This window comes from Gluconobacter albidus, from assembly GCF_002005485.1.
Classification (GTDB): domain Bacteria; phylum Pseudomonadota; class Alphaproteobacteria; order Acetobacterales; family Acetobacteraceae; genus Gluconobacter; species Gluconobacter albidus.
On record NZ_CP014689.1, the window covers coordinates 460,474 to 473,143 of the forward strand.

10 protein-coding genes are annotated in these 12,670 nt (G+C 62.7%); 5 read left to right on the forward strand and 5 right to left on the reverse strand.

Translation table 11 applies throughout. From position 1 onward, the window contains the following. The first annotated feature begins 63 nt into the window (after nt 1-63). Nucleotides 64-921 (forward strand): uracil-DNA glycosylase, encoded by an 858-nt coding sequence (locus A0U94_RS01995; RefSeq protein ID WP_077802287.1) that lies wholly within the window; start codon nt 64-66, stop codon nt 919-921. A gap of 182 nt (nt 922-1,103) precedes the next feature. Beyond that, on the forward strand, nt 1,104-3,068 hold the full coding sequence (locus A0U94_RS02000; RefSeq protein ID WP_208611665.1) for a transglycosylase SLT domain-containing protein: 1,965 nt from the start codon (nt 1,104-1,106) through the stop codon (nt 3,066-3,068). Between the two features lie 38 nt (nt 3,069-3,106). Here the strand turns inward: A0U94_RS02000 and A0U94_RS02005 are convergent, their stop codons facing one another. Then, complete coding sequence (locus A0U94_RS02005) at nt 3,107-3,685, reverse strand: YqaA family protein (protein WP_077802289.1); 579 nt, start codon at nt 3,683-3,685, stop codon at nt 3,107-3,109. A gap of 144 nt (nt 3,686-3,829) precedes the next feature. On the opposite strand from A0U94_RS02005, the gene A0U94_RS02010 reads away from it, so the two are divergent. Continuing rightward, complete coding sequence (locus A0U94_RS02010; RefSeq protein WP_077802290.1) at nt 3,830-4,378, forward strand: cytochrome b; 549 nt, start codon at nt 3,830-3,832, stop codon at nt 4,376-4,378. A gap of 75 nt (nt 4,379-4,453) precedes the next feature. Here A0U94_RS02010 and A0U94_RS02015 read toward each other — a convergent pair whose 3' ends face one another. The 3 genes from A0U94_RS02015 to ccmA all read right to left on the reverse strand — a co-directional run bounded on the left by A0U94_RS02015 (nt 4,454) and on the right by ccmA (nt 9,175). Then, a complete protein-coding gene (locus A0U94_RS02015) occupies nt 4,454-7,774 on the reverse strand; it encodes a S41 family peptidase (protein ID WP_077802291.1) in 3,321 nt (1,106 codons plus the stop codon). 103 nt (nt 7,775-7,877) lie between these two features. After that, a complete protein-coding gene (gene ccmB / locus A0U94_RS02020; RefSeq protein WP_077802292.1) occupies nt 7,878-8,543 on the reverse strand; it encodes a heme exporter protein CcmB in 666 nt (221 codons plus the stop codon). Further along, the gene (ccmA, locus tag A0U94_RS02025; RefSeq protein ID WP_077802293.1) at nt 8,540-9,175 is read right to left on the reverse strand and encodes a heme ABC exporter ATP-binding protein CcmA; all 636 of its coding nucleotides are present in this window, start codon (nt 9,173-9,175) and stop codon (nt 8,540-8,542) included. The genes ccmB and ccmA overlap by 4 nt, the downstream gene beginning before the upstream one ends. Before the next feature lie 252 nt (nt 9,176-9,427). Between ccmA and A0U94_RS02030 the strand changes: the two genes are divergently transcribed. Further along, a complete protein-coding gene (locus A0U94_RS02030; protein ID WP_062030364.1) occupies nt 9,428-10,174 on the forward strand; it encodes an amino acid ABC transporter ATP-binding protein in 747 nt (248 codons plus the stop codon). After that, on the forward strand, nt 10,174-11,703 hold the full coding sequence (locus A0U94_RS02035) for an ABC transporter substrate-binding protein/permease (protein ID WP_077802294.1): 1,530 nt from the start codon (nt 10,174-10,176) through the stop codon (nt 11,701-11,703). The genes A0U94_RS02030 and A0U94_RS02035 overlap by 1 nt, the downstream gene beginning before the upstream one ends. Nucleotides 11,704-11,724: 21 nt before the next feature. On the opposite strand, the gene A0U94_RS02040 is transcribed toward A0U94_RS02035, so the two are convergent. Further along, entirely contained in the window at nt 11,725-12,669 is a 945-nt protein-coding gene (locus A0U94_RS02040; protein ID WP_062030360.1) for a hypothetical protein, read from the reverse strand. Nucleotide 12,670 lies beyond the last annotated feature (1 nt).

A 12,670-nucleotide genomic window follows, 5' to 3' on the forward strand; every position in this document is an offset into this window, starting at 1 on the left:
CCAACCGGCATCCCTTCGGGGGCTGTTTGGCGTGGAGTGGGAGGCCATCAGGACGGATCAATCATGACGCCCCCAGTCAGTAGTGTATCGGCCGTGCCGAGCCGTGCCGATCTGCTGGCCGCGCTTCAACTCCAGTATGACTGGAGTGTGGACGAGGCCTTGTGCGAAATGCCGGTGGATCGCCTGTCCGAGGCGACGCCACAGTTGCCGCCGCGTGTGAGTGCGGAGCGGCAGGACGCTGAACAACGTTTGCCAGATGCTTTTCCGGGAGGCGATGGAGCGCGCCTGAGGCCTGCGAAGGCGGTCGGAGCGTCGGCGAACGGGCTTTCCGGGCGGGCGGTGGAAGAAGCGCCGGATCTGCCGACGCTGATGCGTCTGACCGAAGCGCCGGACGACCTGTTTCTGGCCCGGACCGCCACGCATCGGCTGGAGCCGGTGTTCGTGGAAGGGGCGCCGTTCATGCTGATCGGCGAGGCGCCTGATGCGGATGAGGACCGTTCCGGAACGCTGTTTGCAGGTGAGGGCGGGGCATTGCTGGAGAAAATGCTGCGGTCTGCGGGGTTGGAGCGCGGACGGATTTCGATGGCGCCCGCCCTGCCGTGGCGTCCGCCTGGCGGGCGAACGCCGAGCGATGCGGAAATGCAGGCCTGTCTTCCGCTTCTGTTGCGGACAATCGCTCTGTGTCGGCCAGGGTTTCTGGTGACGATGGGTGTGACGCCGCTGCGGATGCTGGTGGGGCCGGATGCTGCTGTCGGACGGATGCGGGGTCGGTGGACAGACGTATCGGTTCCGGGGCTTGCGACTCCGTTGCCCCTTCTGCCGATGCGACACCCCCTGCAACTGCGGGCAAGTGCGGCTGCACGGCGGAATGCCTGGCAGGATCTGCTGATTCTGATGGAGAAACTCTCTCCGGAAGAATGAGGACTAATTGGGTACAAATACTACCGTTAAAAAACTTCGGAAAAACATAAAAAAACGCGCGATGACAGGTGTTTGCCACTGGATTGTTTTAGGGTTGGGTTATATCATTGCCCAGTCCAAGGATGTGTAGAACTTAACAAGTTCTTGCCAAGGACCTGCAAAGCAGGTAGCAACCCGCTGCTATGCGAAGGACACCCCCTTTCATTTCAGGCAGTAGCGCCCGGGCTTTGCTCGTCAGCGTACTGATTCTGGCCGGCGGCTCACTGTCTCCGGCGCGTGCGGACAGCACACGCAACCTCCCTCCCCAGCCGGAACCGGTCGGGGATGAGACTGCGTTTGCCGAAGCCCGGCCGTCTTTGGGCGGGGATGGTGTTGTCTCGCTGCCTCATCCCCTGACGGCGGCCATGGCCAGCCGCTACCGGCTGATCTTTCAGGCCCAGCGCGAAGGCAATGCCCGGATCGTTCAGGAGCAGATGCGTCTGCTGACGGATCAGGTGCTGTTGCCGGATGTTCTGGCCGAACGCTATCTGGCGCCGGGGGCGCATCCTGCGGCCGAGCAGCTTCGCGAATGGCTTCATGACTATGGCTCCCAGCCCGATGCGTCGAACATTCAGGCGCTCCTTCTGAAAATTGCGCTGCCCGGAACGGTTCAGGTGCAGTCTTTCCTTCGTCCGCTGGCGGCGGATGCGCGGTCTGACGATGCGAAGGGCACGATTACCCCTGTCGATCCGCTGATGCATGCGTTCGCCCGGAATCCGCTGCTGGATCGCACGGTGCAGGAGCGGGCGCTGACGGGGCTGCGTGGTGCGGAAAGCGCGCTGCATCTGGTGGATATCACGCCGGGGATGACAGCGCCCTATGCCGCCCAGCTTTACGGTGAGGTTGCGCTTGGTCTGCTGTCCCAGGGGGAAACTCTTGCGGCGTTGCGGAATGCAAGTGCGGGGTTTGGGCGTGGAAACAGTCAGGTCGGACTGCCCGCCTATGTTGCCGGGCTTGCTGCCTGGCGCGAAGGGCATGTCGAGGCGGCCTATGACCTGTTCCAGTCTGCGGCCAATGCGCCCGTTACGGCGCTGGAAATCCGTGCAGCTGCGGCGTTCTGGGCGGCGCGGGCCGAGGGGCGGCGTCACGACATGGCGGGCTATGTGAAGTGGCTGCATCGTGCGGCCACCCATCACGAAACCTTCTATGGCATGCTGGCCTCCCAGACGCTGGAGCTTGGGCGCCATGGTCATGCGCGTCTGCCCGGCGGCCGGATCGAGGTCACGCTGCATGATCCGGTGCCTGTGCTTGCCGAAATCGACGTCGAGGCTGTAGGCGCCCTGTCGCAGGGGCGCCAGCTTTTTGCGCTCCTTCAGGTTGGTGAGCGCACACGGGCAGAGAACCTGATCCGACGGATGTGGGTGGATGTCGCCTCGGACAGCGCGCGCTCGCGCTCGCTTCAGCTTGTGGCTCAGGCCGCGGGTTACGAGGACCTGTCCGAGCAGCTTGCATCTCTTATCATGCATCGGGAATCGCAGGTGACGCCGCCGACGCCGCTGCCTCTGCCCGCCCTGAAGCCAAGCCATGGTTTCCGGATGAATCCGGCGCTGGTCTATGCGCTGACGCGGGTTGAATCCAACTTCGATCCATCGGCGACGTCAGGGGCAGGGGCGCACGGGCTGATGCAGATCCGCCCGGTGACGGCGAGTTTCGTGACCGCGTCGCACATGACGTATGACTCGCATGGCGTGGCGGTGATACCGGTGGCGCCCGATATGGTCAGCCGCCTGCACAATCCGTCTTCCAATCTGGAGATCGGACAGCTTTACGTGCTGTATCTGGCGAATCAGTCGAACCGGGTTGCAACGGTGACTCCGCCTGAGGGCGGCGATCTGGTCCGGGTTCTGGCGTCCTATAACGCCGGGCCGGGGGCGATTGCCCGCTGGGAAGGCGCGCAGAAGGCGGATATGCATGATCCGCTGTTCTTCATGGAAACGTTGCCCAGTGGTGAGACGCGCGATTATGTCCATCGCGCCCTGACCTATACCTGGCTGTATGCGCACCGCATGGGTCTGCCGTCTCCGTCGCTGAAGGCGCTGACGCGGTCTGAATGGCCGTCTTTTGGGGAAGAGCAGGCCATGGCGCATGAGCGCATGGCCCTCAACTGAGGTCCTGAACTAAGGCCTGGAACTAGGATTCGAGTGCCTTAAAGAAATTCGACTAGGGCGATGCCGCCTGCGATCAGGATCAGGGCCCCGAACAGGACGAGCGCCAGACGCTTTTCGATGAAATCGCGAATGGGCTCTCCAAAAGCGCGGAGCAGGGCGGCTTCGAGAAAGAAGCGTGCGCCCCGGGTGACGACGCTGGCGGCAATGAAGGGCAGGAGCGGGAAATGCGCCGCACCCGCCGCCAGTGTGACGAATTTGTAGGGCAGCGGGGTCAGGCCTTTGGCGAGGATGATCCAGACGCCGTAGCGGCGGAACATGGCTTCCAGATTCAGGATGCGCTGGTCGGCATGATAGAAATGCGCGATCGGCATGCCGACATGTTCCATCAGGAACGCCCCCAGCACCCAGCCGATCAGTCCGCCCACGACGCTGGCTGCCGTGCAGACGGAGGCCAGGAACCACGCCCGTTCGCGATTGGCGAGCAGCATGGGTACGAGCATCAGGTCCACCGGAAGTGGGAATACGGAAGATTCTGCCACGGCGACGACGATCAGCCACCAGACAGCGCGCGGAGAGGCGGCCAGTTCGGTGATGCGGGTGTAGAGCAGTGTCAGCATGGTGGTCTGATCTTCCAGTAAAAACGTCCGTACTGTCCTACCCGGCCTGCGGGAGCTTGCAAATCCGTAACTCTGTGCAACATGTGTTTCGGTAAGCGAACGGCTATAGCAAGCGAAATCGTTCTTCCGGAGTGCTGCCGTTTCATGGACAAGACCCTCGCGCCGTTTCAGCGTTATTCCCCTGTGGCCAGACTGCTACACTGGGGTATGGCGGCGATCATCATTCCGCTGTGGCTGCTGGGGTTTTATGTGGGGCGGATCATGCCGCATGCGGCAACCCCGCAGAAGGCGCTTCTGCTGCTGATCCACAAGGAAATCGGACCGTTCATCATTATCCTGACGGTTTTGCGGCTTGTATGGCGGGCGACGCATCGGCCGCCAGCGGTGTCATCGGATATTCCCGAAGAAGAGCGTCTGGCGGTACAGGTCGGGCATTTCGGGCTGTATGCGATGATGCTGGTCGTGCCGTTGACGGGGTGGGTGCGGAGCTCGGTGCATGGACTGCCGATCCCCATGATGTGGGTCGTCGATCTGCCACCACTGGCCCACAAGGCGCCTGTGTTCGTGCCACTGGTGAATGTGCTGCACCAGTTTTCGTCATGGATTCTGGGTGTGCTGATTGCGGGGCATGGCATTGCGGCGCTGCTGCATCGTTATGGTCGCAGGGATACGGTCATGGATCGGATGCTCTGAAAACCGGCAACTCATGAAAAAGCCCTCTGTCCGAGTCATCGGGCAGGGGGCTTTTTTGTGGAGAGACGCTCCGGTTTACTTCGGGGCAGCGGGTTGCTGGACCGGGAAGGGAGCTGGTTTCAGGGCCGGACGCGGATGGTCGGCCATGTCCTTGCCCAGCCATGTGAGGGCGGCGTCAAGCTGCTGGTCCTGTCCATTGAAGGTGGCGACCGGCATGTTTTCGACCTCGATGTCCGGAGCGACGCCCCTGTTCTCGACCAGCCACTGTCCGTTCAGGTCGAAATAGGGATTTTCGGCCGTCCGGGCATTGCCGTTGTCGATCAGGCGGTCTCCGTCCGAGAGCCAGACGCCCGCGCCTGCGGTACGCTCGCCCAGCAGCGGGGCGATATGCAGGGACTTGATACCCTGCGAAAAAGTCTCGCCGTCCGAGTAGGTCATTTCATCGGACAGGACGATCAGGCGACCCTGAAAGGACTGCTGCATATCCACCGAAGGGGCATTGCCGTAGCGGCCCCAGAACATCCACGGGCGACGCATGAGCTGTGTGAGGACCCAGCTGTCGATATTGCCGCCCGTGTTGCCGCGGACGTCGACGATCAGGCCGTCCTTGTCGATATTGGCATAGAATTCGCGGGCGAAGGCTTCCATGTCGTCGCCGACCATGGATTGCAGATGCAGGTAGCCGATGCGGCCATGGCTGGCGCGGTCGACGATATCCGCGCGACTGACTTCCCAGTCCCGCGCGCGCAGGTCACGCTCCTTCATATAAGACACGGGCGTCACGATGATCTTGTGGTCTTTCCCGCTGCGCGCGAGTGTCAGGAGAACCTGCTTTCCGGCCTGATCGGCAAGAAGCGAGCCGAGATCGGGCTGGCCTGCGGTCGGCTGGCCGTTGATTGCGGTGATGAGATCGCCGTTCCGGGCGTCCACGCCGGGAGCGGCCAGCGGGGACTGTTGATCGGGGAGGTCGCGGTCGCCCTGATAGATGTGGTCTATCCGGAAGCCTTTGTCCTCATGCGTTAGATGCGCGCCGAGGCCTGCAATGAGGCTGGAAGCGGGCTGGTCGAATGTCGTGGGCGCATGGAGCTGCGAGTGCATCGCGCCGATTTCCGCAACCATCTGGCCGAGCAGATCGTCGAGATCTGCACGGTCTCCAAGACGGTCCACGAATGGTGCGAAATGGGCGCGTACGGCTTTCCAGTCCACGCCGTGCAGGTCGCGGTCATAGTAGTGGTCGCGGTGCAGGCGCCAGGCGTCCACGAATTCGTCCGACCATTCCTGTCCGGGGTCGATCCGCAGGCGCAGATGGTCGAGTTCGATCTTCTTGCCGGCCAGTTCCTTGGGCTGCTTCTCGCCAGAGGGCGTCAGGAGCAGTTCGGGGGCGTTTTTGCCGCGGCGGCTGAGGGTCAGAAGGGTCTTACCGTCCGGGGTGATGTCGAAGCCCGAGATCCTTGCCGCGTAGGTTTCGATCTTGTGTTCGTTATTGTCGATATGGATCGACTTCAGATCGCCCGGACCGTCGCCTGAGCCGGAATTGTCGATCGTGAAGAGATAGTCGTCAGAGACGCCAAGGCCTTCATAGTCGCCGGCCGGGATGGGCGCCTGATAAAGGCGTGTGGTGATCCCGGCCCATTCGATGGCGGGAAGGGATTTTTTCTTGTCGCCGTCTTTCTTCTTGTCGTCCTTTTTATCGGCGTCGGGCTTCTTGTCTGTCGGGTCCAGTTCGGTCGCGGGCTGGAACGGGAAGCGTTCGCCGGACTGAAGGGCAAGGGCGTAGAGTCCGGTGCGCTTGGGGAAGGCCGGTCCGATATTGCGGTCTCCCCAGGGCGAGCCATTGGCGAGCGAGAACGTGCGGTCCGACAGGAACCACAGCCATTTGCCATCCGGGGAGAAGCTGGGCGTATAGGATTCATAGCGCCCGTCCGTTACCCAGTTCGACTGGCCGGTGGCGGGGACGTAAAGGGCAATCTGGCGACGCAGGTTCGTGCCGCGTGTGCGGACGTAGGCCAGAACATGTCCATCCGGGGACCATGATACTGAGTCAAAGACGTTGGTGCCGTCCAGCGTGGCGTTATCGACCAGTTTATCGGCTTTTGTGGACAGGTCCGTCAGCCAGAGGCGGCCCAGAAGGTCGGTATGGGCGGCGTATTTGCCATCCGGGGAAAGAGACAGCGCCACGGGTTCGGTGGAGGAGGGCTGGGTGATGGCCTCGCCCTTGCCGCTGCCGTCGGCTGCAAAGCGCCACAGGGCGGAATCGCCGCCTGCATCGCTGAAGGCAATGACGGATTTGCCGTCCGGCGTGATCTGGGCGAGACGCAGGCGGACGTTATCGGGGGTGGCGAGCACGACGACCCGGCGTGGTGAAGCGCCGGCAACCACAACATGACCGCGCATGGTGAAGGCGGCGGCGTCCCCTTTAGGAGAAATGGTCGAGGACGTCAGGAAGCGCGTCGGCTTTTCCAGCCAGTACGGGCTGCGGGGCAGGTTGTCGGAGGTCAGATCGACTTTGACGGGCGTGGTCTCACCGCTGGCCAGATTGAAATCGAATAGGTCCGCGCCTTTGCGCAGGACGATGTGATCGCCGGAGATGGAGGCTTCGAGAACGCTGTAATCCGTAAAATGGGTGAACTGTTTTGCGTCCGAGCCGTCGGTGGCGAGGCTCCACAGATTATAACGTCCATCTTCGTCGGAAATGACGATCAGGCGGTCGCGCCAGGGCATCGGGCGGATCAGGTTGGCGTCATGCGTGCCGATGCGCTCGGCTTCCTTGCCGTTCTGAAGATCGAAGCGCCAGAGCTGGGACAGCGCGCCGCCGCGATAGGCGCGCATGTGATCGCCGGTCGTGGCGAGGCCAAAGCGGACCGCATAAAGCCAGTGTCCGTCCGGGCTGAGGGCGGCATCGTTCACGCCGGAAAGCGGGAAGATGCGTGTTACGCCGTTTCTCGGATCAATGGCGGAGACGGTCTGGGTGTAATAGGGGCCGGTTGCGGCGGGGCTGGCATAGAGCACCCCGGCATGCGCGTCCCAGCCAATGATCTTCAGACGCGCGACGTTCTCGAACGTCAGGCGGTGCGGCGTGCCACCGCTGCGGGGCATGACGTAGATTTCGGTCGGGCCGTCGAAATTGGCGGCGAATGCGATCTGGGTGCCGTCCGGAGAAATGACGGGATGCGGGTCGATGGCGTTGGCGCCCTGCGGCACGGTCGTCAGGCGCTGGGCCTGACCGCCTGCGAGGGGAACGCTCCAGACGGACTGTTCGGCGTTGAACAGGACGGTCTGGCCGGAAATCGAGGGCTCACGCAGATAGCCCGGCTCGGCCTGGGCAACGCCGAGACTGAAGCCCATCAGGGCTGCGCAGGACAGGAGGGAGTTTCTGAGCGAGGAGCGTTGGAGCATGGCGATGATCTCGATATGAAACGAATATGGTCCAGTCGTTTCATAAAGGTGTCATCGCGTCAAAGGCCCCCGGATGACATCCTGTTAAGATATAACACTTCGTTCAGCCCACGGCGGCCTTGAGGCCCTGTCCGGCGGCGAGGGGGCATAGCGGCAGGCAGGCGAAAAGGCATGCTCCCAGCAGATCAAGGCTTGCGGCAGGAGAAGTTGCGAGCTGCCCGGCATAGGACGAGGCCGCGCCAAAAATCAGGACGGGTGTTGCCAGTGGCAGAACGAGCAGCGGGAGCAGCACGCCGCCACGCCGAGCGCCAAGCACGATCGAGGCTGCCATGCCGCCCAGAAGTGAGAGGGACATCGTGCCCATCGCAAGACCGGCCAGCAGGAGGGGAAGTTCGGAGCCCTTGACGCCCAGCATGATGCCGAGCGGGATGCTGGCAATCAATAGTGGAAGGCCGGTTGTCAGCCAGTGCGCAGCTATTTTGGCGAAGGCCACGGCGGCGGGGGCCGGACCGGTCAGCATCAGCAGATCGAGAGAGCCGTCTTCGAGTTCGGCTCCGAACAGACGGTCCAGCGGCAGGAGACAGGCCAGCAGCGCGCAGACCCAGATGATGCCCGGCCCCATATGTCGCAGAAGGTCGGGCGAGGGGCCGAGGGCGAGCGGGAACAGGCTGCCACACAGTATAAAGAAGAGCAGCGAGGCGAGCGTGTCGGCGCCGAAGCGGAACGCCAGACGGAGGTCACGGTCGATCAGGGCGAGAAAAGCGGTCATGACAGCCAGAAGGATTCCACATGCGCGAGCGAGGGCAGTTCGTGCGAGCGGGTGTTGTCGAGGGGAAGCGGCACATGTGTTGTGACGATCATCGCACCGCCCTTTGCGCGATGGGCGGCCATGACGGCCCCGAGGCGCTCTATGCTGGCGACGTCCAGCCCGACCGTGGGTTCATCGAGCAGCCAGAGCGGCGCGCCGGACAGCATGACGCGGGCGAAAGCGGCGCGGCGCTTCTGCCCCGAGGACAGCAGGCGCGCGGGAAGATCGGTCAGATGTGTGAGATCAAGGGCGTCAAGCGCGTCGGGCAGGCTGGTTGTCCCGAGTTTTTCGGCCAGAGCGAGGTTCTGCGCCAGCGTCAGGCCTGGCTTGAGGGCATCCTGATGGCCGAGCCAGGCGAGGGCGCCATAACGCACGACGTCGCCTGAATCGGGGCGCCGCAGGCCGGAGATCGTGCGGAGGAGGGTGGATTTCCCGGCCCCGTTCGGACCCGTGAGGATCATGGCGTCCCCGGCGTCCAGCGCCAGGGACACCCCGTCGAGCACCAGCCGGTCTCCACGGAACACCGTGACGTCCTCGACATCAAGGAGGCGTCCGGGCGTGGGAGGTGGTGGAAAATCAGACGGGGTGGTCATCGGAAGGTCTCATGCGCGGGGTTCGGTTCTGTCCCGGTGTGTGTCTTTCTGTTTTAGAGACCCTGCAGGCGTCCTTCGCAAGGGCTGGCGTGGCGCAGGTGGCCGGGAGGGGCGAAAGAAATATGATGATCGTATGAATCGTGACATGAGCTGCATTAAGGTCTCGATACCCGTGCTCAGGTCCGTTATGAGGGCTGCACGGTCGTGTGATCGTGCGTCTTTTTTCAAGGGTTTCCGGAACTGGCTGATCTGGTGCTGCAGGCGAGTGGTATCGCCAAATCTTTTGGTGGGAACGAGGTTCTGAAGGGCCTGTCGCTCGATGTGGAGCGTGGCGAACTGATCTCGATGATCGGGCCTTCGGGATGTGGAAAATCCACGTTCCTGCGTTGCCTCAACTTTCTGGAGCATCCGGATGCGGGGTCTGTCCGGATCGAGGATGTGACGGTTGCGTGTACGGGCAAGCACTGGAGCCGCGCCAACGAGGCCGAGGCCCATAAACTGCGTGCGCATGTCGGGATGGTGTTTCAGGCCTTCAATCTGTTTCCCCATCGTACGGTGCTCGATAACGTCATGATGGCGCCGATCCAGGTCAAGAAGATGTCCCGTGACGAGGCGCAGTCCATTGCCTGCGAGCTGCTGGAAAAGGTCGGCCTTGCCGCGACCAAGGACCGCTATCCGGACAGTCTTTCGGGCGGGCAGAAACAGCGCGCCGCCATTGCGCGGGCGCTCGCGATGAAGCCGTCTGTCATGCTGTATGACGAGCCGACGTCCGCGCTGGACCCCGAGCTTTCCGAAGAAGTCCTGTCCGTGATGCGGGCGCTGGATGATGATGGCATGACACAGCTTGTGGTGACGCATGACATGCGTTTTGCGCGTGCGGCTTCGGACCGTGTTCTGTTTGTCGAAGGCGGGGAAATCGTTGAGAGCGGTGATCCGGACCTGATGTTCGCCAACCCCAGGGAGGGACGGACACGCCAGTTCCTGCGGACGCTTCTGTGATGAAGAAAATTCTTGCGCTTGTGCTGGCTCTTGCGGCCAGCCCCGTGTCTGTCGCGCTGGCCGATACACCGGCTGCTGCCCCTCAGGAACTGCTCTGGGCGTCGGACGGTGAGGCGAATGTGCCTTACGTCTTTCATGATCCGGCCCATGAATCGCGAATGACCGGCTTCGAATACGAACTGGCGGACGCGATTGCCGAGCGGCTGCATCGTAAGGCGACCTTTATCCAGAACGACTGGGACGGTCTGATTCCCGGCCTGTCACGCGGGCTGTACGGGATGGTGCTGGACGGCATCGAGATGACGCCGGAGCATAAAGCGGCCGTCCTGTTTTCGCGTCCGTATTATGTGACGAGTGAGCGGATCATTGTCCGGCATGACCAGACTGGACTGGACACGATGGAAGCCCTCAAGGGCCATACCGTCGGGACGATCAAGGACACGACGGCGGAGCGGATGCTGCGTCGGCAAGGTGGCTCGAACGTGCGGTCCTATGAAGAAGAGACGAATGCGTTCTCGGATCTGCGGAACGGGCGGCTGGATGCGATCCTACTCGATGCGCCGATCGCACTTTATTATGGCAGCATCTCGCCGGATATGAAGCTCGTTGGCGACCCGATCGGGAGCATGGAATACGGGATTGCGTTCTCGCCCGAAAACCGGGAGTTGCGCGATCAGGTGGATGCGGCGCTCGGCGAAATCATCAAGGATGGAACGCTGCATCGCATTCTGGCGCGCTGGAACCTGTGGACGCCACTGATGGCTAACTACACGGGCGACAACAGCCAGCCGGATATCGCGCCGACGGAATGGAACCGTTATCAGGAGGCCATGGCAAACACGACCGGCAGCGGCTGGCGTGTTCTGATGCGGCGTTATGTCAGTTTCCTGCCGCTGATCGGGCAGGCGGCGCTGATGACGCTGGCAGTTTCGGCGCTGGCCATGGTTCTGGCTGTGGCGCTCGGCCTTCTGCTCGCGCTCGCGCGGCATTATGGCGCGGCTCCGCTGCGTTTTGTTGCGGGGATCTATGTCGAGGTCGTCCGCGGAACGCCGCTTCTGATTCAGGTGCTGTTCATTTTCTATGGGCTGCCGGCATTCGGGATCCGGCTGTCGCCTTTCGTGGCGGGTGTGATTTCGCTGGGTCTGAACTATGCAGCCTATGAAGCGGAAAACTATCGCGCTGGGCTTCTGTCCGTCCCGCGTGGGCAGATGGAAGCGGCGATTGCGCTGAACATGACGCACTGGCAGGCGCTGCGGCTCGTGATCGTGCCGCAGGCGTTCCGCACTGTCGTGCCGGTCATGACCAACGACTTCATTTCACTGCTCAAGGACAGTTCGCTCGTCTCCGTTATTACGTTAACGGAACTGAGCCAGACCTATGTGCGGCTGTCGTCCACCTATTACGATTATTTCGGAACGGGGATCATGGTGGGCATGGCGTATCTGCTGCTCGGACTGCCGTTCGTGCGGCTGGCGCGCATGGCCGAGCGACGGCTGGGACGCGGTTTCTCGGGAGCCGGGCACCACTAAAACCGGGTGTCCGGTCCCTGTTCAGGACGGCTGAGGGGCGGATGGATCGTTGATGAGCGGGGAAACAAGAGTCGCCGTATTCAGCGTTCCGTCAAAGCCCTGACGCAGAACACGCGACCACCCGATCATCCATCGGTCCAGAGCGTCAATGAACTGGGAGGCCTCCGGGTTTTTGTGAACCGAGGCCTTGTTCCAGTATTGCGGCGGCGCCAGAAGCTGGCGCGATCCGCGCTCGATGGGGGCGACGAGCGTCTCGACCGTTTCGATATGAGCGGTGCCCTTGCCAGCCGCTGCGGCATAATACCAGCCGACATTGATCATCAGGCTCGGGATTGGAAAGCCCAGGGTGCGCATTCGTGAAAACGCTGCCGTGATGAACGGGTCCGTGCTGACGCTCTGGTTTTCGAGCACAGCGTTGCTGGTATAGCTGCATTCCTGCGAGATGCCGGGCCTGTCTGAAATATGCGCGGCGTAATCGCGGTCGTCATGACAGGGGGTTTCGAGCTGTTCGGCCAGATCGGCCGGGACGGGCTGCTGCGTGGCGCGCACGACGATGACCCCGGAGACGACGCCGCGATCGGTCCGGGCCAGAACCTGCTGGGAGAGTTCTCCATGCGCCCCGCTGCGGGCGGTCAGGATCGGATGCCAGTCTCCGGCCGGAAGCGGGAGGATGCGTCCGGCAATGGTCAGGCTGCCGTGTTCGGTGATGCCAGGATCGGGAACGCCGATCTGGTCACCGAGGCCGGGCGCACCATTGGGCTGTGCCCCCTGCGCGTCCGGCTGTGAAGCGCCGGAACCGGCATTACCCGGTGGTGCCGCGCCCGGCAGATGCCCCGGAAGCCAGGGCATGGCCTTCTTGAGCGCGGGGGTGGGATAGAAGGCGGCCATGCCGAGCGCGCCGACTGTTACAATCACGCTCGTGCGCCACAGGGGCGCGCGTCGCCAGAGCCGTCCGAATGCCGTCATG

Bases quoted from the DNA above. Each gene is read 5' to 3' on its own strand.
- A0U94_RS01995 (WP_077802287.1), top strand. From the start codon at position 64: ATGACGCCCCCAGTCAGTAGTGTATCGGCCGTGCCGAGCCGTGCCGAT.
- A0U94_RS02000 (WP_208611665.1), top strand. From the start codon at position 1,104: ATGCGAAGGACACCCCCTTTCATTTCAGGCAGTAGCGCCCGGGCTTTG.
- A0U94_RS02005 (WP_077802289.1), bottom strand. From the start codon at position 3,685: ATGCTGACACTGCTCTACACCCGCATCACCGAACTGGCCGCCTCTCCG.
- A0U94_RS02010 (WP_077802290.1), top strand. From the start codon at position 3,830: ATGGACAAGACCCTCGCGCCGTTTCAGCGTTATTCCCCTGTGGCCAGA.
- A0U94_RS02015 (WP_077802291.1), bottom strand. From the start codon at position 7,774: ATGCTCCAACGCTCCTCGCTCAGAAACTCCCTCCTGTCCTGCGCAGCC.
- ccmB (WP_077802292.1), bottom strand. From the start codon at position 8,543: ATGACCGCTTTTCTCGCCCTGATCGACCGTGACCTCCGTCTGGCGTTC.
- ccmA (WP_077802293.1), bottom strand. From the start codon at position 9,175: ATGACCACCCCGTCTGATTTTCCACCACCTCCCACGCCCGGACGCCTC.
- A0U94_RS02035 (WP_077802294.1), top strand. From the start codon at position 10,174: ATGAAGAAAATTCTTGCGCTTGTGCTGGCTCTTGCGGCCAGCCCCGTG.
- A0U94_RS02040 (WP_062030360.1), bottom strand. From the start codon at position 12,669: ATGACGGCATTCGGACGGCTCTGGCGACGCGCGCCCCTGTGGCGCACG.